The following is a 21,563-nucleotide window of genomic DNA, read 5'->3' as shown; positions in this document are numbered from 1 at the left end:
GGGGTCAGAGGTCGTGGCCGAGGTCGGCGGACAGCCGCTGCACCAGGTCGTGCGCCGCGTCCGGGATCACTGTTCCGGGCGGGAAGACGGCCGCCGCGCCCATCTCCAGGAGCGTGGGCACGTCCTGCGGCGGGATCACCCCGCCGACCACGATCATGATGTCCTCGCGGCCCTCCTCGGCGAGCGACTCCCTGAGCGCCGGTACGAGGGTGAGGTGCCCGGCGGCCAGCGAGGACACCCCGACGATGTGTACGTCCGCCTCGACGGCCTGGCGGGCCACCTCGCCCGGGGTCTGGAACAGCGGGCCGACGTCGACGTCGAAGCCGAGGTCGGCGAAGGCGGTGGCGATCACCTTCTGGCCGCGGTCGTGCCCGTCCTGGCCCATTTTGGCGACCAGGATCCGGGGCCGACGGCCCTCGGCCTCCTCGAAGGAGGACACCAGGGTGCGGGTGCGTTCGACGGACGGCGACTCGCCGGCTTCGGTGCGGTACACACCCGAGATCGTACGGATCTGGCTCGCGTGCCGCCCGTACACCTTCTCCAGGGCGTCCGAGATCTCGCCGACCGTGGCCTTGGCACGGGCCGCGTTCACCGCCAGCTCCAGCAGGTTGCCGGTGCCTTCGGCGGCCCGCGTCAGGGCGTGCAGGGCGTCCTGGCACGCCTGTTCGTCGCGCTCCGCGCGCAGCCGCCGCAGCTTCTCGATCTGCTGGGTGCGTACGGACGAGTTGTCGACCTTGAGGACGTCGATCTGCTCGTCGGTCTCCACCCGGTACTTGTTCACGCCGATGACCGGCTGGCGTCCGGAGTCGATCCGGGCCTGGGTGCGGGCCGCGGCCTCCTCGATGCGCAGCTTGGGGATGCCCGCGTCGATGGCCTTGGCCATACCGCCCGCCGCCTCGACCTCCTCGATGTGCTGCCAGGCCCGGCGGGCGAGGTCGTACGTCAGCTTCTCGACGTACGCGCTGCCGCCCCACGGGTCGATCACCCGGGTCGTGCCGGACTCCTGCTGGATCAGCAGCTGGGTGTTGCGGGCGATGCGCGCCGAGAAGTCGGTGGGCAGGGCGAGCGCCTCGTCGAGGGCGTTGGTGTGCAGCGACTGGGTGTGCCCCTGCGTCGCCGCCATCGCCTCCACACACGTACGCGTGACGTTGTTGAACACGTCCTGCGCGGTCAGCGACCAGCCGGAGGTCTGCGAATGGGTGCGCAGGGAAAGGGACTTGGCGTTCTGCGGGTCGAACTGCCTGACCAGCTTCGCCCACAGCAGCCGGGCCGCCCGCATCTTCGCGATCTCCATGAAGAAGTTCATGCCGATCGCCCAGAAGAAGGAGAGCCGGGGCGCGAACGCGTCCACGTCCATGCCCGCCTCCCGCCCCGCCCGGATGTACTCCACCCCGTCCGCGAGCGTGTACGCCAGCTCCAGGTCGGCCGTCGCGCCCGCCTCCTGGATGTGGTAGCCGGAGATGGAGATGGAGTTGTAGCGCGGCATCCGCTGCGAGGTGAAGGCGAAGATGTCGGAGATGATCCGCATCGACGGCTTCGGCGGATAGATGTAGGTGTTGCGGACCATGAACTCCTTGAGGATGTCGTTCTGGATGGTCCCGGCCAACTTCTCGGGCGGTACGCCCTGTTCCTCCGCCGCCACGATGTAGAGCGCCAGTACCGGCAGCACGGCACCGTTCATCGTCATCGACACGGTCATCTTGTCCAGCGGGATACCGTCGAAGAGCTGGCGCATGTCGTAGATCGAGTCGATCGCCACGCCCGCCATGCCGACATCACCGGTCACACGCGGGTGGTCGCTGTCGTAGCCGCGGTGGGTGGGCAGGTCGAAGGCGACGGACAGGCCCTTCTGACCGGCCGCGAGGTTGCGGCGGTAGAAGGCGTTGGACTCCTCGGCGGTGGAGAAGCCCGCGTACTGACGGATCGTCCAGGGCTGGTTGACGTACATCGTCGGGTACGGGCCGCGCAGATACGGGGCGATGCCCGGGTAGGTGCCGAGGAAGTCCAGGCCCTCCACGTCCTGCCCGGTGTACAGCGGCTCGACCGCGATGCCCTCCGGGGTCTCCCACAGGAGATCGGCCCCGCCCGTGGCCCTCTTGACGGCGCCGCGCCACTCGTCGCTGGTGCCGTCGGCCTTCGGGACCCCCAGCTCGATCCCGGAGAAGTCGGGGATTCCCATCGCTGCCATCAGGACACTCCCATACGGTCGAGGGTGGCGGAGAGCACGGCGACGGCGTCGCACCCCGCGAAGACATAGGCATCGACATCCGGGTACTGCCCGGGACGGCCCGCGAGGAACACGTGCCCGGCGCCCGCCGCCTTCAGCGCCCCGGCGACCTCCGCGGCCCGCTCCTCGTACAGCGTGTCGCTGGAGCACAGACAGACCTCGGTGGCACCGCTGTCCTCGAAGGCGCCCTCGGTGACGGCCTCGATGCCACCCGCCTGGAACAGGTTCGAGGCGAAGGTGAGGCGGGCGGTGTGCGCGGCGGCCGGGCCGAGGGCGGCCAGGAAGATCCGCGGCCGCGAACCGGTCGCCGCCAGGTGGGCGTCGGAGCGGGCCCGCAGCGCCTCGAACGCCTCGTCGCGCCGCACCCGCGGCAGCCCGCCGGACGGCGGTACGGGGGCGGGAGCGCGTTCTACGAGGCGTTCGGCGAGGTTCGGGAACTCGCTGACCCCGGTGACGGGTTCGCGCCGCTTGGCGAGCTTCGCGCTGCGCGCCTCCCAGGTGTGGGCGAGGTCCTGGCCGAGCCGCCCGGAGCGCAGGGCCGCCGCCTGGCCGCCCTGCTGCTCGATCCGCTGGAAGAACTCCCAGCCCGCGTGGGCGAGTTCGTCCGTGAGCCGCTCCACATACCAGGAGCCGCCCGCCGGATCGATCACCCGGGACAGATGCGACTCCTCGACCAGGATCGTCGAGGTGTTGCGGGCGATTCGCCGTGCGAACGCGTCCGGCAGGCCCAGGGCGTGGTCGAAGGGCAGCACGGTGACGGCGTCGGCGCCGCCCACCCCGGCGGCCAGGGTCGCCACCGTCGTGCGCAGCATGTTCACCCACGGATCGCGGCGGGACATCATCACCGGCGAGGTCACCGCGTGCTGCACCTGCCCGCCCGGGGCCCCGCACACCTCGGTCACCCGCGCCCAGAGCCGGCGCGCCGCCCGCAACTTGGCGATGGTCAGGAACTGGTCGGCGGTCGCCGCGTACCGGAACTCCAGCTGGGCGACGGCCTGTTGGACGGTCAGGCCCGCCTCGGTCAGCTCCCGCAGATAGGCCACGCCGGTCGCCAGCGAACTGCCCAGCTCCTGGGCCGCCGAGCCGCCGGCCTCGTGGTACGGCAGCGCGTCCACGGTCAGCGCCCGCAGCCCCGGGTACTCCTCGGCGCACAGCCCCGCGAGAGCGGCGACGGGCGCGAAGTCGAACCCGCCGTCTCCCGTGCGGGCCTCGTAGCCCAGCGGGTCGGCTCCCAGGTTGCCGCGCGCCGCCTCCTTGGCGACCCCACGCTCCTGGTAAAGCCGTAGCAACTCGCGTGCGGCGGGCTCGACTTCACGTCCCGCGTCGAGCACGACGGGCGCCAGGTCGAGATAGACGCCGTCGAGGACCCGGTCGAGCGAGGACACCGCGATGCCGTCCGCACCGGCGACCAGCCAGAGCGAGGCGACGCCGTTCTCCAGGTCCGCGAGGACCGCTGGGCCGTCGGCGGCCGTGTGCTGCTGCCGTACGTCCCAGCCGCCGAGCGTGTTGCCCTCGGGTCGCCCGCCCCGGACGAAGGGAGCGAAACCGGGCAGGCCGGGATCGGGCGCGGAGTCGTCCGCGGTGTACAGAGGCCGGGCGCGCAGCCCGTCCTCAAGCGTGGTGGACAGAGCGTCTTCCGCTGCCGTGCCCGAGACTTCCTTGCCCGACTTGCGCAGGACGCCTTCAACAAGGCGTTGCCACTGCTCATGGGTCGCGTCAGAGAACTCGGCGGCCAGCGAGAGCCCGTCGTCAGGCAGGACCGTCATGCTCGGATGCTAGGCCAGATACGCAGGTGAGCAGCAGAGGACGCGGCTGTGACCTTGACCTCCCAGGGGTGGTCTTGATCAACAGGGCGGGTTCGTACTACGGCAGCACATGGATCTCGGACAGCGCCAGGTGTCGCGGAGCGAGGAGGACGATCTGCGCGGGGTGGCCCCCCGGGGCCGCGGGTGCACGGTCCGGGGCCGGCCCCGGCAGCGGAAGGAGTTCAGCGCCGCGGTTTCCTGATGGCCGGTCACCGCCCAGGCCCGGTCGTCCATGGCGGGCAGCGGCGGTACGTCGAGGAGCCCGGTGGCGACGCCACGGCCGCGCGCCGCGCGCGCCACCGCGAGATCGGTGATCCGTACGGCACCCGCGAGCCACTCCTGCGACCGCCGGGCCCCAGCGCCGGATGTTCCGGGGCGGGATCCGCGGAGCCTACGGCGGTGCCGAAGCCGCACAGCCGACTGCCGATGCGCTCGACGACGCCGAGCGTGCTCGGCTGCCTTCTCGGTCGCGAGCGGCGTCACTCCATACGGCGGTGGTCTTCCTTGCTCCAGGCGCGGGTGTCACGGGGCGGGAGGTACGGCTCTTCACCCTTCGGGAGTCCGCCGATGACGGCACGCTGGCGGGCCAGTTCCGCGTCGAATTCGAGGCCGAGCAGGACCGCGATATTGCTGAACCACAGCCACATCAGGAAAACGATCACGCCGGCGAGCGTGCCGTACGTCTTGTTGTACGACGCGAAGTGAGCCACGTAGAACGCGAACCCCGCCGAGGTGATCATCCAGACCAGCAGGGCCAGCACACTGCCCGGAGTGACCCAACGGAAGCCGCGGCCTTTCACGTTCGGCGCCGCCCAGTACAGGATCGCGATCATGACCATGACCAGGATGACCAGCCCCGGCCACTTCGCGATCGACCACACCCTCAGCGTGGCGTCCCCGATTCCGAGCGCCGAACCGGCCGCGCGGGCCACGCCGCCGGTGAACACCACGATCAGTGCGCTGATCACCGTCAGGACCAGCAGCACCACCGTGACACCGACCCGGATCGGCAGCACCTTCCACACGGGGCGTCCCTCGGGCATGTCGTACACCACGTTGGCACTGCGGATGAACGCCGCGATGTAGCCGGAGGCCGACCACACCGCCAGCACGATGCCGACCACGGCCACGATCGAGCCGAGGCCGCCGGGCGCCTGAAGCTGCCGTACCGCGTCGCTGACGATGTTCCGGGCCGAGCTCGGCGCCAGCTTCTCGATGTTGTCCAGGACTTGCTGGGTCGCCGACCTGCCGGCGATGCCGAGCAGTGAGACCAGGACCAGCAGTGCCGGGAACAGCGACAGGACCCCGTAGTAGGTCAACGCGGCGGCCCGGTCGGCGAGTTCGTCGTTCTGGAATTCCCTGATCGTGCCCTTGAGTACCGCCCACCAGGACCGCTTCGGCAGTTTGCTGGGCTTGTCCGGCCTAGGGTGCTCGTCCTGCTGTCCGGGTCCCGGTATCCGTGCCATACCACTGGGGTATCCCGGCCCGGCTCGACCATGCGTCGGCGTCGCCTTTGTCGCGTAGCGGGGCTGTCCATGATGGGTCGCCGAGCGGCTTCGGGCGGATCACGGCGAACGTGGCCAGGGCGAGGGCCAGTATGCCGGATGAGACCAACTCGCCCTGTTTGGTTGGTCGCGGCAGAGGCCGATCAGACGGCAGACGCGCATCCGCGAGAAGTCTGACGGCCTCGTGGTCGACGACGCTGTCGAGGGCCGGGTCGGGCGTCCCGAGCGTGTCGCTGAAGGAGCACCCGCCCTCGCTGCCGGCAGCCCCGCGTCCAGCGAGAGAGCGGTGATACGGCGCAGGCGCCCACCGTAGGGGCACAACTAGGAGGAGCTTCACGCCCGTACCGATGGCTCAGTTCGCTGGGTGGCCCGGGGTGATGTCATGGGTGTCGTTCAACGTCAGCAGAGGGGTGCGGTTGCCCGCGAGGTTTTCCGCCGCCTCCGGAGCGAGAAGGAAGCCGACGTGGTCGCCGCCGTCGATCCGGTTCTCCACGCGGCCGACGAACCAGGCGGGGGCCTCGTCGAGGATCACCGATTCGCCCGGTCCTGGGTGCCACGGGGTGTCGGTGAACTTGTCGGTGCGGTCGCCGGTCTTGCCGCCGAAGAGCTGGGCCAGCCGGTCCTGGTCGCGGCGGACAAGATGGACCACGAGCCGTTCGGCGTGCTCGGCCACCCGGTACGTCCGGTTGGCCTTGGACAGCCAGATCATGAACCGGGCGGGCCGAATCGAGCACTGCGAGGCGAATCCGACCAGGCAGCCGGCTTTTTCCCCGTGAGCTTCGGCGGTCACGACGTACATCGGATAGTCGAGCAAGTCGGTGAAGGGGTCGAGATCGGTCACGGTACTTGGTTCCTGCCTCAGGAGATCGGATGCCGGGTAAGCGTTCCACACTTTGGTGTCCCGGCTGGTTCACGGCGCGTTCGGTGACCTGGGTGCTACTGAAGTGGCGCACCTTCACGCTCTGACGGCCATGGACGCGGTACGAGCGGAGCGCCGGGGTACACGGGAACGGTGCCACCAATCCGTCTCGGACGAACTGCTCGTGGGCGACGGCACAGGGTGCGTGCCACTGCCAGGGCCATGCACGGCGAGAGGCGGCCGGGGGTGTTGAGCGGTGACACCTGCGCCCGTTCGAGGCAGTCGAGGAGAGGCGTCGTGATGTCTGCGCAGTCCGAACCCGAGTCCACGCGGGAGGAGCACGGTGCGGTGGAAGAGACGGGCGTGAGCGGCGCCGACCCCGGCCCGACGGACGCCGTACAGGCGTCCTGGAAGGCGCCCCAGGAGCCGCCGCATCGCGATCCACGCGGCGGTCGTAGGCGGTCATGGGTGACAGTGGGGTTCGCCCTGGGACTGGGCGCGAGCCTGGCGTGGCTCGCCGTTCAGACCGTTCTGCGGGTCAGTTCCATGCTGACCTTGCTGCTGCTGGCCGTGTTCATCGCGGTCAGTCTGGAACCAATGGTCGTGTGGTTCGCGCGCCGTGGTCTGCGGCGCGGCTGGGCCGTCGCGATCGTGCTGACGGGGTTCATCGTGGTACTCGGCGGATTCCTGGCTCTGGTCATTCCGCCGGTGGCCAAGGAGATCAACGCACTGGCCGACGCGGTGCCCGACTGGCTGGAGCAGCTCCACGACCACCAGTCGTCGATCGGTCGGCTGGAGGACCGCTACCACCTGGTCGAGAGGGCCAAGCAGCAGATCGGCTCAGGAAACGGAGCGACCGGTCTGGCGGGGGGCGTACTGGGCGCCGGCCAGATGGTCCTGAGTACCGTCACGTCCACGGCGATCGTGATCACGGTGACCCTGTACTGCATGGCGGCACTGCCGACCATCAAACAGTTCTGCTACCGCTTCGTGGCGGTCAGCCGCCGCGAGCGGGTCGAGGGCGTGGCCGAAGAGATCATGAACCGGATTGGGAAGTTCATGCTCGGCAACCTCGTCACCTCGGGGATCGCCGGCGTAGCGACCTTCGGCTGGTGCGCGTCCACCGGTGTCCCGTATGCCGCCGCGCTGGGCATCTTCACAGCCCTGATGGACCTGATTCCGATCGTCGGCTCCACTCTCGCCGGAATCGTCGTCAGCCTCGTCGCGCTGTCCGTGTCGCTGCCCATCGCGATTGCGACCGCGGTCTTCTACGTCGTCTTCCGGGTTGCCGAGGACTACCTCATTGTGCCGAGGACGATGAAGTTCGCCGTCGACGTCCACCCGTTGGTCACCGTGCTTGCGGTGCTGGTCGGCGGGGCGCTCCTTGGCATCATCGGCGCCCTCGTCGCCATCCCGGCGGCCGTCGCCGTCGGCCTGGTCCTCGACGAGTACGTGTTTCCCGAGAAGGAGCGGAAATGACGCCGGATGGGCTCCACGACGCGGCGGTCGCCCGCGCCCACGACCAGTTCCGCTGGTTCGGCGGCGGCTGGCCGGTCAACTCGGAGCTGCTCGAACCCGCCACGTTCGTGGGCCTGCGGTGACGACGTGGACGCCGTCGTCGAAGCCGTGCGCCCCTACGTCGACGCCGGATTCACCGAGGCCAGGGGCCTCGGTAGCGGCGAGCTGATCGTGCACCTGCCGGGAGACGACCGCGACCCTGACGGCGACGACCAACTCGCCGCGGCCCACCACGCCCTCTAGGCCCCGTACTTCGAGCGGCTACCGGCGCTGGACGAGGCGGGCGACCTGCTGCGCGCACCGGCCGGGCGGGGCTGGAAGATCGTCCTGGCGCCCTCCGCGAGCGCGCGGAACTCTCCGCACTGCGCGGCGCCATCCACGGGGTATGGCGTTGCGGATCGCGGGCGTCGCGGCCTCGACGAATGCCGCTTTTCGTCGTTCGCCGCCACTCCGACAACCAGGCATCCTGACCGTCGGTCCGCGCGCTCCTGGTGACGGCGTTGGGACCGATGGACTACGGGTACTCGGAGGCTGAACGGCGGTGAAAGCCCCCCACCGCACGAAGGGATGGTTCCATGACTCAGCACGTCAGCGACGTCATGACAAAGGCCCCGGTGACCGTCAACCGCTGACCTCGGTGGCAGTCGTGGCCCGGATGACGCGGGAGACGAGGACGTAGGTGCTGTCCTGGTCGCCGAGGGTGAGCGGTTGCGCGGACTACGGACGCGTACAGCGACGATCTGGTCACGGTGAAGGCAGCGCAGCACGCGGTGGGCATCGTCTCCATCGGCGACCTGGCCGTCGAACGCGACCCGGAGTCCGCCCGTCCCCGCCACGCCGCCCCACGGCCCGCTGAACATCTGTCAAACCCAACGACGTGGCCAGCTCTGGGGAGCTGGGCACCGAGAGGAGCGTGCGCCATGACGACTCCTGACCCCGACCCCACGCGAACCCCGGGAATCGAGCCGGGCCGCGGTGTGTCACCCGGTGAGACACCGCCCGCCGAAGGGGGCACTTATGGCATCTCCCATCCGGAGCCACCCGCGGTGGGCAAGGGATGGGGACCGATGGCACTCGTCCTGATCATGGTGGTGGTGGCACTGGTAGCGATCGGATTGATTGCCATGGTGGTGGTCCTGATTGCGTAACGCGTCCTGCGCATGCTCCCAGACGCGCGAGGCCTCGTCGGGGAGATGGCTGTCGGCCTGCGCTCCGGCCCGCTGTTCGCCTTCGTGATCGCGATGCCGGACGGGGTGTCGGGGCCCCCTCTTTCGGGCGCTCCGCCAGCAGTGACGGGTGAATGTCACAGCGGGGCAACAGACTCACCTGAGCGGGCTGAAAGGCATTGACGGGGGCACTCGGCTCTCTGCGGAACCGATGGGTGCCGCTCCCCGAAAGAAAGAGAAACTCGTGTACATAGGTTTGGGTACCGTCGTCGTCATCATTGTCATCGTCGCTGTCGTCATGATGCTGCGCCGCCGCTGAACCGTGCCCCGCGTGCGGCACGATCAGCCGTGACCACAGCCCGCCCTGGATTCCCTTCCCCGGATCCTCGGGCGGGCATGGTCATGATCGGTGGAGGACGGCGGAAGGTGGCGACGCTCGCCCCTGCCCGGCGGCTGGTCGTCGACAGGGACCAGCTGCAACAGCGACTGGGCGAAGGCCTGTGCTTCGATGCCGCCCACAGCTCGCACGGACAGTGAGTCTTTCGCATCTCCGACCTCACCGGCGAGCAGCAGCGCCGGCCCGCCTACGCCCCGCAGGCCCATTTCGGTTACTGGTGTGCCTCCGTTGGCACGACGGCGCCTACACGCTCGCCGGCATCGGACTGCTCGCGGACCGCGCGTAAGGGCTGCCGCGTGCCCGGTGCGAGCCGGACTCCGACTACGTGCCGGAAGGCACCCCCGCTCGTACTGCTGCGACCACGGACCCGGGGCGGCGCTGAGGGGTCGTGTTCTGTGGGGGTGCCGGGCGGCAGGGCTGAGTCGACGTGCCGGGGGTATCCGAAGCAGGTCCGGACGCGGTGCCTTGGGACAGGTGGGAAAGGAGGGTCGACGGCCGGCCGGACAGGCACGTGGAGCCGCTGCCGACCCGCGTCTCCGGGCCCCAAGTTCGATGCCTGCTGGGAAGCTTTGTGGCCATCGCTGACCACACTCACCTCAACGAGGAAGGATCGCCATGGAAGGTTCGTCGCTCCGGGCAGTGGGCTGGGCGCGCACGCTGCCCCTGAACAGCGAAGTGAAGACAGCCCGTGACTGGGCGCGTGAGCATTTGGAGGCGCTGGGCTGGTCCACCACCGCTCCGCAGACGGTGGACGCCGTACTGCTCACCGTCTCGGAGCTGGTGACCAATGCGCACCGCCACGCCCACAGCAGCGCACAGTTGGTGATGACCTGTGACGACCAGTGCCTGCATGTCTCCGTGCACGACAAGTCCGGCGACCTGCCGGTTCCTCGCGATGCCGGCACGGAGAGCCTCGGAGGGCGCGGCATGTTCCTCGTGGACGCCATGGCCGAATCAGGAGTCCCACCCCTGTCTCCACGGGAAGTCGGTCAGCGCATGTTTTCGCGCGCCCGACGCCAAGACGCACGAGGTTGACGCGTCGGCGCCGTCAAGAAACCAATAGATCTCCGTCGCTGCTCGGGGGCACCTGGCAGCGGTCGCTGTTCACTCGTGCGGGAGAGGCCCTGACAGAGAAGACCGAAGACCTGCGGGCCAACCGGTTCTGCACGGTGTGTGGTACACCGGCCGGCAACGGGAAACGGTGCGAGCACTGCGCGACCGTCCTGGATCTTCCGGAAGACGCCGGGCTCGTCGAGGACGAAGGCGCGCCCGTACTACGGGACTTCGGGGGACGGGGCGATCAGCGCGAACCCATGGCCTCGCACGGGGCTTCGTCCAGATGCCCGCCCGCCGCAACGCACGATGAACGCCGCCCTAGCCGCTCACGGCCATGGTGCTCATCCATCCCACTGCCCCTCAGAACCACCCCGACCTAGCGCCCTTCCCCTACGAGTTCACCTTCGAGACCACCCATGCTTTCGGCAAGGGCACGGCTGACGCCTACGACCGCCTCGTCGGATGAAGGCCGAGCCTTGGCCCCGGCCCGTTTCGGCCGGGTGGTCAGCGGGTGAGGTAGAAGCGGACAGTCGTGCCCTCTGGGGCGGTGTGGACGCGGACGAGGTCGGCGACGTAGTGAACGAGCATCAGGCCGCGGCCGCCCAGCTGGTCGCGTGCCGGTGGCCGCCGGCCGGCCAGGGGATCGGTCAGCCGACCGCGGTCGTGGACCTCGCAGGCGATCTGCTCGCCCTCGGCCCAGATCCGCGCCGTCCCCGATCCGCCGCCGTGTCTCACGCTGTTGGTGGTCAGCTCCGCCACCGCCAACGTCAGATCCTGCAGCCGTACGCCGGTCAGGCCCAGTCGCTCGGCTTCCTGAACGGCGAAGTAGCGGGCTTTGGGGAGATCTTCCGTGTTGAACGAGAAGGTCGCCGCGTCGGGAGGGTAGGCAAGTGGCTCGTTGTAGCGGGCGATGACACGCTCGGGGTCGTAGGTCTCGCTGGCCAGTTCACCGTCCTCGTCGATGACGACGGGATGGGTGGCGTAGGCGTCGGCGATGACCTGCGGCTCCAAGCGGTCCGCGTCGTACGGGCACAGGACGGTCACCTCGCGGCCCTGGAACGCGGCGTTGATCAGCGCCTCATGCTGGACGCACGCCGGGTACTCCACCGCGGTGCGACCTGCCCAGATGGGCTCCCCGATGATCCGTACCCGGCCGACGGGGTGAGAGTCGGCGAAGGCCCGCAGCACGCGGGGGATGATCCGCCCCGGGTTGCGACCGGCCTCGGTCATGTCGAGCAGCTTGACCCGGTCCGCACTCGATCCGAGTCCGGCCTTGATCAGCTCCAGGTTGGGTCCGGGAACGGCGACCGCGACGGCCTCTCCGGCGGCCAGCCCTTCCAGAAGGAACGACAGTGTGGCCGCCGTGTACTGCTCCGCGCCCCGGTAGAACAGCGCCGGGTGCACAAACGGTTCACTGCTAGTGGCCGTACTCATCGGGCCGCCACCTCAATCGTCGGAAGGCCAGGCCAGAACATGTCCAGGATGCGTGGCAGCTCCGGCGGCGGCCGGTCCACGACGATCCGGCCTGTGCCCAGAGTCTGCGCCGTGACTGCCAGAGCTGCCGTGCCCCCCACATCGATGAACGTCACACCGGACAGATCCACGAGGGAGACGTCTGCATGTGTCCTCGCCAGACGTTGAAGCGCATGGTCCCAGGAGGCGCGGGTGATCACGCCGATCTCACCGGTCGCGCGGAAACCAGAGAGACCGGACAAGAGTGCCACCTCCAGCACAGCCCCGCTGCTCGACGGCATCGGGACGGATCCGTCCATGCCGTGGGAAGCCTTCACATTCTCTCCCCTACGTCAGGTGCCGCTGAATGGCGTCTCGCCCCCGGGCCTATCGCGATGCTGAATGGCGGAATACAGCCAGCCAACTATAGAGCACGACGGTGCGCCGTCGTGACTCATATCCGTTCAACTAGCGCCGTTGACCAGCGCCGTTCGGGCGAAGCGTACCGCCGGACAAGGCCGTGCCGGGAAGCGCACCGCGCCCGGGCGGAGTCGGACGGCCGCCCGCAAGGCTGCGGAGGAAGCCGCCGCCCGCGACCGCCGAAGCGGAGACCAGCGGCAGCGTCTTCCCGCTCCGAGGCTGTCGCTGCTGAAGGGCGAAACTTCGGACTCTCCCGTGACGGGGCGGGACGAAGAAGCTTTCCCCGCGCCGGGGTTCCGTTACGTCGGGCGGATGCCGATGACGCAGGTGTCGTCGTCGGTGTCGGCAGTGCTGTAGGTGAGCAGCTGGTCGAGTTGGTGCTCCAGGGGACCGGCCGCAGAGCCCTGGGCCATGGTCAGCAGCTGGCGGAGCGAGTCCTGGTTCGGGTCGTCCCTGCGTTCCACGAGCCCGTCGGTGTACATCACCAGGGTGTCGTCGGCCCGTAGCTCCAGCTCCGCCTCCTCGTACGTCGCCTCCTCAACCGCGCCCAGGAGTATGCCGCTCAGCGGCGGCAGTACGGAGGCCTGGCCGGACCGGACGAGGACGGGGGGGAGGTGTCCGGCGCGGGCCCAGCGCAGGGTGCGCTCTTCCCGGTCGTACAGGCCGCAGACGGCGGTGGCGGTGACCTGGTCGGTCAGATGGTGGGCCACGATGTTGAGCCAGGTGAGCAACTGGCCCGGTCCCGCGCCGGTGACGGCCAGGCCGCGCAGCGCGTTGCGCAGTACCACCATGCTGGTCGCGGCCTTGATGCCGTGGCCCGCGACGTCGCCGACGCAGAGGAAGATCTTCCCCGAGGGCAGGGCGACGGTGTCGTACCAGTCTCCGCCGACCAGGGTGTCTGTCTCGGCCGGCCGGTAGCGCACGGCGGTCTGAAGGCCAGGCACGACCAGCGGTTTCGTGGTGGGCGGCATGATCGCGTGTTGGAGCTGGAGGGCGAGTCGGGTGCGCTCGGCGGACTGCTCCTGGCTGTGGGCCAGTTGGTCCCGCGTCGCCGCGAGTGCGACCTCGGTCCAGTGCTGGGAGGAGATGTCCTGGTAGGCGCCGCGCAGGGACAGCAGCCTGCCCCGAGGGTCCAGGACGGGTTCGGCGACGACCCGGATGTGGCGGGTGACGCCGTCCGGGCGGCGTAGCCGGAAGGCGGTCGAGGCGGGGCGGCGGCGGTGCAGCACGGTGCGGAGGAAGCGGCCGATGGCAAGGGCGTCGTCGGGATGGGCGTAGGCCGGCAGCTCTTCCAGGGGGATGGGGCCGGCGGCGAGCGGCTGCCCATACAGCGCGAACAGCTGATCATTCCAGGTGATCTCGCGGGTCGTCGTGTCCTCCTCGAACCCACCGATCCGACCCAGCCGCTGCGCGTGCCGGAGCAGATTGGCCAGCCGGGCCGCCTCGTCCTCGATGCGCCAGATGAGCAGGATGCCGTCGCCGTGCCTGCTGACGTTGATGTCGGCGACCGAGGTCAGCGGGACCTGGTCGACCAGCGCGGTGAGGGTCATCCGCTGCGACCGGAATCGCTCGCCGGTGGCGTAGACCCGTTCGATGTGCTCGAACAGGCCATGGGCGTCGGCGGCCCTCGGGTAGGCCTCCAGCAGGTTGGTGCCGCTGATGGCGTTGTGCGGCCGACCCGCCGGGTCGACGAAGCCCGCGTTGACGTGGTGGATCCGGAAGTCGACGAGGCGGCCCTCGTCGTCCAGACAGGGCCGCAGCACCAGGGCCGGGTCGTAGAGGCTGTCCGCGATCTCGCGCAGGTAGTCGGCGTCGAAGCTGCCGCCCCGGCCCGTCGTGGCGGTGGCGGATGCGGCGGGTCCGTGGGTTTCGAGGGTGTGCGCGCAGAGTTCCGCGAGCGCCTCGATCTGCCGGTCGATTTGGGGCGAAGGCGCGGGCAGCGCGTTCGGCCAGCAGATCTCCAGCACCCCCAGAATCCGGCCGCCGGTCCCCGCGGGGACGGCGATCCGGCCGGCGTCGGGCGTCTCCATCTGGCCGATCGAGGGAACTTTGGACCTGGCCGGCGTGGGGATCCTCACCAGGGCGCGGTCGGCCAGCGCCTGCCGGGCCACGGTGGCGACACCCGGCGGGACGTAGCGCCACCGGGTGGCCTCCTCCACCGTGAATCCGGCGTGACCTGCCAGGGTGAGGGAGCCGTCCGCGCCGGTGTCCCACACGGCGACGGCGTGGGCGCCCAGTGGGCCGAGGGCGTGTTCCAGGAGGGATTCGGCGACCGCCTGGGTGTCCTCGGCAGCCAGGGCGCCGCTTTCCGCGGTGCGCAGCCGGACCGCTGCGGGCACCTTCTCACGGTGGGGCTGCGGGTCGTCGGCGGCGTTCAGGACCAGGTCGTTGGTGATCTCGGTGAGCCGGTCGTTGGCGGACTGGTTGATGATGTCGGCGGCGAGCTCCAGCTGCGGCACGCCCGCCTGGTCGGCAAGGAGGGAGAGCTGTCGGCTCGCCTGGGCCGGGCTGCACTGGAGCCGCTCGATGAGGACGCCCTTGGCGACCTCGATCAGGGCCCGGCCGTCGGCGGCCGCGTGGGCGGAGCGGACCTCCCTGCGGAGCCGCTCGACGGTGGCGGCGAGCCGGCCTACCGGGGTTTCCGCGGACGCGGACGGGGAGCCGGCACTGGCGCACATCTCCTTGTCCGGACCGACCTGCGGAACCGGCTCGCTGGGTTGCTGCGCCGACTTCATCACCGTACTGCTCCTCCTCGAACCTTGGATGAGACCTGCGAATGCGGGGCGTACCGGTGCCTCGGAGCCTTTCGCCGGGAGCGGCATCAGGGCTGCAGCCAGCGCCGTACACGGGCCATCAGGTCGTCCGCGTCCACGGGCTTGGTGACGTAGTCACTGGCGCCGGCCGCCAGGCTCTTCTCACGGTCGCCCGGCATCGCCTTGGCGGTGACGGCGATGATGGGGAGCCCTGCATAGCCGGGCATGCGGCGGATCTCGGCGGTCGCGGCGTAGCCGTCCATCTCCGGCATCATCACGTCCATGAGGATGAGGCTGATGCCGGGCTGCTGGGTGAGGGCCTCGATGCCGAGGCGTCCGTTCTCCGCGTGCAGCACTTGCATGCCGTGGAGTTCCAGGATGCCACTGAGGGCGTAGAGGTTGCGGGCGTCGTCGTCGACCACCAGGACGGTACGCCCCGCCAGACTGCCATCACGCTGCCGCGCCGACGGGGACAGTTCCTCGTCCGTGCGTACCAGCGGCAGCACGTGTCCGGGCTCCTCGGCCGAGAGGTGCAGGGCGATCCGTTCGCGCAGCTCATCCAGGCTCGAGAGCAGTTCCAGCGGCTGGCTGTCGGCGCGCCGTTGGAGCAGCTGCTCCTGATCGGCCTCCAGGCGCCGGTTGTTGTGGGCGAGGACGGGAACGGTGGTCAGGGCCGAGTCGCCGTCCATCGCCTCCAGGAAGTGCAACGCGCCCGCATTGGGCATGTCGAGTTCGAGGACCACGCAGTGGCAGGGGGCCGCCGCGAGGGCCGCCGCGGCCTCCTGCGCGCCGCGGGCGGTGACGATCTCGACCGCGCCCCCGCTCACCTCCAGCTCGCGGCTGCCCACGAGGTCGGCTACGGCGCTCTCCGCGACCAATGACAGCAGGCCGCCGGGCCGCTCCTCTATCACCAGCAGCCGCCTGGTCTGTCGGGGAACGGAGACAGCGGGCACAGCCCGCTCGCCCTCCGGCGTACTCGATGCCGCACCTGTCAGAGAGCCGGGTCCACCGGGGGTTCCGGCGGTCAGCGCCTCGAAGTCCGCGCGGGCCGCGGGCAGATACAGGGTGAAGGTGCTGCCCTGGCCCTCGGTGCTCTCGGCCGTGACGACGCCACCGAGCAGGAACGCGATCTCGCGGCTGATGGACAGCCCAAGGCCGGTGCCGCCGTACTTGCGGCTGGTGGTGCCGTCCGCCTGCTGGAACGCCCCGAAGATCGTCTCCAACTGCTGGCTGGCGATACCGATCCCGGTGTCCTTGACCCGGAACGCGACCACCGGACCGTCCCGGAGCACGGATTTGGGCAGCTCAGCCTCGTCCGCGGTCTCGATCCGCAGTTCCACGCCGCCGTATTCGGTGAATTTGACCGCGTTGGAGAGCAGGTTGCGCAGCACCTGCCGCAGCCGGGAGTCGTCGGTGACGAGGTCCAGCGGGACGCCGGGGGCGGTGGTGATGGTGAAGTCGAGGCTCTTCTGTGTGGTCATCGGCCGGAACGTGGCCTCGACGTAGTCAAGTAGCTGGCGCAGCGCCACCCGCTCCGGGTTGACGTCCATCTTGCCCGCCTCGACCTTGGACAGGTCGAGGATGTCGTTGATCAGTTGGAGCAGGTCCGAGCCGGCGGAGTGGATGATACCGGCGTACTCGACCTGCTTGGAGGTGAGGTTGCGGCCGGGGTTTTGGGCCAGCAGCTGGGCGAGGATCAGCAGGCTGTTGAGCGGGGTGCGCAGCTCGTGGCTCATGTTGGCCAGGAACTCCGACTTGTACTTCGACGCCAGCGCCAGCTGCTGGGCCCGGTCCTCCAGTTCCTGCCGGGCCTGCTCGATCTCCAGGTTCTTGCCCTCGATGTCGCTGTTCTGGGAGGCCAGCAGGGCGGCTTTCTCCTCCAGTTCGGCGTTGGAGCGCTGCAGTTCCTCCTGCTGGACCTGGAGTTCCTCGGAGCGGGCCTGCAGCTCACCAGTCAGCCGTTGGGACTCGCCGAGGAGTTCGTCGGTGCGGGCGTTGGCGACGATGGTGCTGACGTTGACGCCAATGGTCTCCATCAGCTGACTCAGGAAGTCCCGGTGGGTCTGGGTGAACGCAGTGACGGAGGCCAGTTCGATGACGCCGAGCACCTGGTCCTCGACGATGATGGGCAGCACGATCAGGGCACCGGGCGTGGCGTTGCCCAGCCCGGAGGAGATGGTGACGTACCCCGGCGGCAGGTCGGTCACCTCGATGGTGCGGCGGCCGCGCGCGGCCTGGCCGACCAGGGAACGGCCGATCGGGATCCGGGTGGGACGCCCGTCGTCGGGGAATCCGTACGACCCGACCAGTGCCAGTTCCGTACCGCCTGGGCCTTCTTCGGCGAGGAAGAACGCGCCGTACTGGGCGGAAACCAGCGGGGTCAGCTCGCACATGACCAGCTCGGCGACGACGGCGAGATCCCGGTGTCCCTGCATCAGCCCGGAGATCCGGGCGAGGTTGGTCTTGAGCCAGTCCTGCTCCTGGTTGGCCCGGGTGGTCTCGCGCAGGGACTCCACCATGGAGTTGATGTTGTCCTTGAGTTCGGCGACCTCGCCGGAGGCGTCGACCGTGATGGAGCGGGTGAGGTCGCCCTCGGCGACTGCGCTGGTGACCCCGGCGATCGCGCGGACCTGCCGCGTGAGGTTCCCGGCCAGCTCGTTCACGTTCTCCGTCAGCCGCTTCCAGGTACCCGATACGCCTTCGACTTCGGCCTGTCCGCCGAGCCGGCCCTCGCTGCCGACCTCGCGGGCCACTCGGGTCACCTCGGCTGCGAACGAGGACAGCTGGTCGACCATCGTGTTGATCGTCGTCTTCAGCTCCAGGATCTCGCCCCGCGCGTCCACGTCGATCTTCTTCGACAGATCGCCCCTCGCGACGGCGGTCGTCACCTGGGCGATGTTCCGCACCTGTCCGGTGAGGTTGTTCGCCATCGAGTTGACGTTGTCGGTGAGGTCCTTCCACGTACCGGCCACGTTCGGCACCTGGGCCTGTCCGCCGAGCCGGCCCTCGGTGCCCACCTCGCGGGCGACCCGGGTCACCTCGTCGGCGAACGCCGAGAGGGTGTCGACCATGGTGTTGATGCCGCCCGCGAGGGCGGCGACCTCGCCCTTGGCTTCCACGTTGATCTTCTGCGACAGGTCGCCGCGGGCGACGGCGGTGGCCACCTGCGCGATGGATCGCACCTGCCCGGTCAGGTTGGAGGCCATCACGTTGACGTTGTCGGTGAGGTCCTTCCAGGTGCCCGAGACGCCACGGACGGTCGCCTGGCCGCCGAGGTTGCCCTCAGTGCCGACCTCGCGGGCGACGCGGGTGACCTCGTCGGCGAACGCGGAGAGCTGGTCGACCATCGTGTTGATGGTCTCCTTCAGCTCCAGGATCTCCCCGCGGGCGTCGACGCGGATCTTCTGTGACAGATCGCCCTGGGCGACGGCGGTCGTCACTTCGGCGATGGACCGGACCTGCGCGGTGAGGTTGTCGGCCATCACGTTGACCGATTCGGTGAGGGCCTTCCAGGTGCCGGAGACGCCCTTCACGTCGGCCTGGCCGCCCAGCCGGCCGTCGGTGCCCACTTCGCGGGCGACGCGGGTGACCTCGTCGGCGAACGCGGAGAGCTGGTCGACCATCGTGTTGATGGTCTCCTTCAGCTCCAGGATCTCCCCTCGCGCGGTGACGGTGATTTTCTGTGACAGGTCGCCCTTGGCGACGGCGGTGGCGACTTGGGCGATGGACCGCACCTGCGCGGTGAGGTTGCCGGCCATGAAGTTGACCGAGTCGGTGAGGTCCCGCCAGGTGCCGGAGACGCCCTTCACGTCGGCCTGCCCGCCCAGCCGCCCCTCGGTTCCCACCTCGCGTGCCATGCGGGTGACCTCGTCGGCGAACGAGGAGAGCTGGTCCACCATCGTGTTGATGGTGTTCTTCAGCTCCAGGATCTCCCCGCGGGCATCAACGGTGATTTTCTGGGACAGATCGCCCTTGGCCACCGCGGTGGTGACCTGGGCGATGTTACGGACCTGGTCGGTGAGGTTGCCGGCCATGAAGTTGACCGAGTCGGTGAGGTCCCGCCAGGTACCGGAGACCCCCTTCACGTCGGCCTGCCCGCCCAGCCGCCCGTCGCTGCCCACCTCGCGGGCGACCCGGGTGACCTCGTCGGCGAACGAGGAGAGCTGGTCCACCATCGTGTTGACGGTGTTCTTCAGCTCCAGGATCTCCCCCCGCGCGTCCACGTCGATTTTCTGGGACAGATCGCCCTTGGCGACCGCGGTGGCGACCTGGGCGATGTCGCGCACCTGGGTGGTGAGATTGCCCGCCATGGCGTTGACCGAGTCGGTCAAATCTGCCCAGGTACCGGAGACACCAGGCACATCGGCTTGACCGCCGAGGGTTCCCTCGGTACCCACCTCCCGGGCCACCCGGGTCACCTCGGAGGTGAACAGCGACAGCTGGTCGACCATGCCGTTGAAGACCGTAGCGATCTCGCCCAGCAGGCCGTCCGCGTCGTCCGGCAGCCGCGTACCGAAATCCCCGTCCCGTACGGCGGTCAGGCCGGCAAGGAACTGCCGCAGCTCCGGCTCGCCGATCTTGCTCGTGGTGCGGTTGGTTCTGCGGGGCGGCGTACGCGGCCCCTCAACCCTCGATTCAGTCATGTCCAACCTCATCTTTTGAACCCACTCGAGCAACGGACCGGACCATGCCCATGCCACGAGCACATCTGGCTGCGGGAAAACGCCCCTAGGGCATCGTACGGGGGGAAAGCACAAGCGGGATCACTCATCCGCGGTACCGTCCCGAGGGGGACCGGCTGACCTCGGCAGTACAGGGCGAGGCAAACGTCCAGCTCACAGTACGGGCGGTGCGAGCTCACAGTACGGGCGGTGCGAAGCGGGGATCAGGCGCGGCCGGGCGCAGCGTAAGCCTGGCGGTGAAAGCCAAGGGGGGACCGTTTTCCGGGGGCACCAGTAGAAAGCCATCGGAACAGCATCTGAAACCGATGCTCTTACCCTGCCCGGCAGGTAAGTCGGGTGACTCAGGAATCCCCTCCGAGTTCATCCCCGAATGCTTCGGGGATACAACAACTCGGCGCGCAGCGTTCATACGCCGTCTTCCACGGTCCGAACCTCTCGGGCAGATCCCGCCACCCCCACAACCCAGGGAAGGGTCGACCTTCGAACCCTCACACCCGATACGGCGCATCCATGGTCACCCCTGTCGTCATGGTGCTCGTCTCCGCGTCTGCGCTGGTCAAGTCCAATACCGGCGCGCCAAAGGTTGACGCGTCACGTTGCGCGCGGGGGTGACCTGCGGTCGTTCCGGATGCCGACACGGGTCTTCGCGGAGATGCTGGGGTGGACGGCCTTTGCGTAGAGAGGACCACTCATGTCGATGCTCGATAAGCTCAAAGGACTGCTCAAGGGGCACGAGGACACGGCCCGGCAAGGGGTCGAGAAGGCCGGAGACGCCTTCGACGCGAAGACTGGTAACAAGTACCAAGGCCAGGCCGACACGGTACAACAGAAGCTCAACGACCAGATCGGCAACCGGCCCCCTGAGGAGGGGCGCCCGCCCCAGCTCTGACTCAACTTCGGGAGCCCATCTCCCCGAGCCGGCGAACCAGTCCAGCAGCGTGGGGGACGTACGGCCTTTCACCCCCGTTCGGCGCACTCCCGTGGGAGTGGGTTACTGATGGCGGTACAGCCCACTCGGACGCTCTGCCGCACGCCCCCGCCGCCATCCCGAGCAACGCGGGCAGCGTGCTGTATGGGCAGAGCCGGTGAGGGGCGGGCACTCAGTCCGCCGCTTCCGGGCCGGCGGGGTTCGCCGTATCCCGCTCTCGCTTTGCCGTGGAGAGCGGCGCAAGGTGGCTGACCGCCCGCACCTGGTCGGTTGTCCGAGCGGAGGCGCGTGTGGCGACCGAACTCGCCACCTCCGACGGCGCCCCGTCCCGGTTCGCTGGCGTGCTGCTGCGCCCCGTAGGGGGACGCCGCCGAGGCCCTACCGGTGCTGGCCTTCGCGCCGAACCACGCGGACGACGCCGTCGCGGGCAGTAGTACAACCGGGGAGATGGCAGACTCGTACAGCCCAGCGGCCATGCGTCGGCACTCACTCCGGCGACTGGCGTCCAGATCGGCGCGGACAACCCGATCCCACTGGATCGCTCCTCGCGCTGCGCGCTGACCACGCGCCGCCGCCCATAGTATCTAATGGCCAGGCGCACGCGGAGCAGACGAATACTGATCATCATCGGTCGACAACTCCGTCCTGGATCCGCGCGGCCCTCAACACTGGACGGTTGTACATGACTTCTGCTTCCCCTCGTCTCGATCCTGTCCAGTCCGCACAGGGCACGGCAGCCTCGCGAACCGCGCCGCAGCACAACGATCTCTTTCTCCAGCCGCGCTACACCGTCGA

Annotated in this window: 12 protein-coding genes and 2 pseudogenes; 6 read left to right on the top strand and 8 right to left on the bottom strand. The window is 69.2% G+C overall.

Annotated features, from left to right (window positions below; all coding sequences use genetic code 11):
- Positions 1-4: 4 nt before the first annotated feature.
- From scpA to ACIQTP_RS11890, 4 genes are all read right to left on the bottom strand, one after another.
- A complete protein-coding gene (gene scpA, locus ACIQTP_RS11905) occupies positions 5-2,179 on the bottom strand; it encodes a methylmalonyl-CoA mutase (RefSeq protein WP_403399116.1) in 2,175 nt (724 codons plus the stop codon).
- Between the two features lie 8 nt (positions 2,180-2,187).
- A complete protein-coding gene (locus ACIQTP_RS11900) occupies positions 2,188-3,993 on the bottom strand; it encodes a methylmalonyl-CoA mutase family protein (RefSeq protein ID WP_403398827.1) in 1,806 nt (601 codons plus the stop codon).
- A 518-nt stretch (positions 3,994-4,511) separates the two neighbouring features.
- Positions 4,512-5,498 carry a YihY/virulence factor BrkB family protein gene (locus ACIQTP_RS11895; protein ID WP_403398825.1) on the bottom strand — a complete coding sequence of 329 codons (987 nt, stop codon included), beginning with the start codon at positions 5,496-5,498 and terminating at the stop codon, positions 4,512-4,514.
- 391 nt (positions 5,499-5,889) lie between these two features.
- Complete coding sequence (locus ACIQTP_RS11890) at positions 5,890-6,378, bottom strand: flavin reductase family protein (protein ID WP_403398823.1); 489 nt, start codon at positions 6,376-6,378, stop codon at positions 5,890-5,892.
- Positions 6,379-6,696: 318 nt separating this feature from the next.
- On the opposite strand from ACIQTP_RS11890, the gene ACIQTP_RS11885 reads away from it, so the two are divergent.
- The 5 genes and pseudogenes from ACIQTP_RS11885 (at position 6,697) to ACIQTP_RS11865 (ending at position 10,999) form a co-directional block, all read left to right on the top strand.
- A complete protein-coding gene (locus tag ACIQTP_RS11885; RefSeq protein ID WP_403398821.1) occupies positions 6,697-7,875 on the top strand; it encodes an AI-2E family transporter in 1,179 nt (392 codons plus the stop codon).
- Positions 7,876-7,892: 17 nt separating this feature from the next.
- Positions 7,893-8,157 (top strand): annotated as a pseudogene (locus tag ACIQTP_RS11880) (hypothetical protein); the annotation flags it as partial.
- A 677-nt stretch (positions 8,158-8,834) separates the two neighbouring features.
- Positions 8,835-9,062, top strand: a complete 228-nt coding sequence (locus ACIQTP_RS11875) for a DUF6480 family protein (RefSeq protein ID WP_403398818.1) — start codon at positions 8,835-8,837, stop codon at positions 9,060-9,062.
- A 1,030-nt stretch (positions 9,063-10,092) separates the two neighbouring features.
- Positions 10,093-10,540, top strand: a pseudogene (locus tag ACIQTP_RS11870) (ATP-binding protein).
- Positions 10,541-10,867: 327 nt separating this feature from the next.
- Positions 10,868-10,999 carry a hypothetical protein gene (locus ACIQTP_RS11865; protein ID WP_403398816.1) on the top strand — a complete coding sequence of 44 codons (132 nt, stop codon included), beginning with the start codon at positions 10,868-10,870 and terminating at the stop codon, positions 10,997-10,999.
- 38 nt (positions 11,000-11,037) lie between these two features.
- Here ACIQTP_RS11865 and ACIQTP_RS11860 read toward each other — a convergent pair whose 3' ends face one another.
- The 4 genes from ACIQTP_RS11860 to ACIQTP_RS11845 form a co-directional block, all read right to left on the bottom strand.
- Entirely contained in the window at positions 11,038-11,967 is a 930-nt protein-coding gene (locus tag ACIQTP_RS11860; protein WP_403398814.1) for an anti-sigma factor RsbA family regulatory protein, read from the bottom strand.
- Complete coding sequence (locus ACIQTP_RS11855; protein WP_403399114.1) at positions 11,964-12,305, bottom strand: STAS domain-containing protein; 342 nt, start codon at positions 12,303-12,305, stop codon at positions 11,964-11,966. Before ACIQTP_RS11855 ends, ACIQTP_RS11860 begins: the two co-directional genes overlap by 4 nt.
- Before the next feature lie 399 nt (positions 12,306-12,704).
- The gene (locus ACIQTP_RS11850) at positions 12,705-15,140 is read right to left on the bottom strand and encodes a SpoIIE family protein phosphatase (RefSeq protein ID WP_403398813.1); all 2,436 of its coding nucleotides are present in this window, start codon (positions 15,138-15,140) and stop codon (positions 12,705-12,707) included.
- Positions 15,141-15,226: 86 nt separating this feature from the next.
- Positions 15,227-19,801, bottom strand: a complete 4,575-nt coding sequence (locus tag ACIQTP_RS11845) for a HAMP domain-containing protein (protein ID WP_403398810.1) — start codon at positions 19,799-19,801, stop codon at positions 15,227-15,229.
- A 730-nt stretch (positions 19,802-20,531) separates the two neighbouring features.
- On the opposite strand from ACIQTP_RS11845, the gene ACIQTP_RS11840 reads away from it, so the two are divergent.
- Positions 20,532-20,729 carry an antitoxin gene (locus ACIQTP_RS11840; RefSeq protein ID WP_403398808.1) on the top strand — a complete coding sequence of 66 codons (198 nt, stop codon included), beginning with the start codon at positions 20,532-20,534 and terminating at the stop codon, positions 20,727-20,729.
- Positions 20,730-21,563 lie beyond the last annotated feature (834 nt).

The sequence above is a fragment of the Streptomyces sp. NPDC090798 genome, assembly GCF_044768965.1.
Classification (GTDB): domain Bacteria; phylum Actinomycetota; class Actinomycetes; order Streptomycetales; family Streptomycetaceae; genus Streptomyces.
This window is presented reverse-complemented; position numbering and strand designations above follow the sequence as displayed.

Bases quoted from the DNA above. Each gene is read 5' to 3' on its own strand.
- ACIQTP_RS11840 (WP_403398808.1), top strand. From the start codon at position 20,532: ATGTCGATGCTCGATAAGCTCAAAGGACTGCTCAAGGGGCACGAGGAC.
- ACIQTP_RS11895 (WP_403398825.1), bottom strand. From the start codon at position 5,498: ATGGCACGGATACCGGGACCCGGACAGCAGGACGAGCACCCTAGGCCG.
- ACIQTP_RS11900 (WP_403398827.1), bottom strand. From the start codon at position 3,993: ATGACGGTCCTGCCTGACGACGGGCTCTCGCTGGCCGCCGAGTTCTCT.
- ACIQTP_RS11845 (WP_403398810.1), bottom strand. From the start codon at position 19,801: ATGACTGAATCGAGGGTTGAGGGGCCGCGTACGCCGCCCCGCAGAACC.
- ACIQTP_RS11875 (WP_403398818.1), top strand. From the start codon at position 8,835: ATGACGACTCCTGACCCCGACCCCACGCGAACCCCGGGAATCGAGCCG.
- ACIQTP_RS11855 (WP_403399114.1), bottom strand. From the start codon at position 12,305: ATGGACGGATCCGTCCCGATGCCGTCGAGCAGCGGGGCTGTGCTGGAG.
- ACIQTP_RS11860 (WP_403398814.1), bottom strand. From the start codon at position 11,967: ATGAGTACGGCCACTAGCAGTGAACCGTTTGTGCACCCGGCGCTGTTC.
- scpA (WP_403399116.1), bottom strand. From the start codon at position 2,179: ATGGGAATCCCCGACTTCTCCGGGATCGAGCTGGGGGTCCCGAAGGCC.
- ACIQTP_RS11865 (WP_403398816.1), top strand. From the start codon at position 10,868: ATGGTGCTCATCCATCCCACTGCCCCTCAGAACCACCCCGACCTAGCG.
- ACIQTP_RS11850 (WP_403398813.1), bottom strand. From the start codon at position 15,140: ATGAAGTCGGCGCAGCAACCCAGCGAGCCGGTTCCGCAGGTCGGTCCG.
- ACIQTP_RS11885 (WP_403398821.1), top strand. From the start codon at position 6,697: ATGTCTGCGCAGTCCGAACCCGAGTCCACGCGGGAGGAGCACGGTGCG.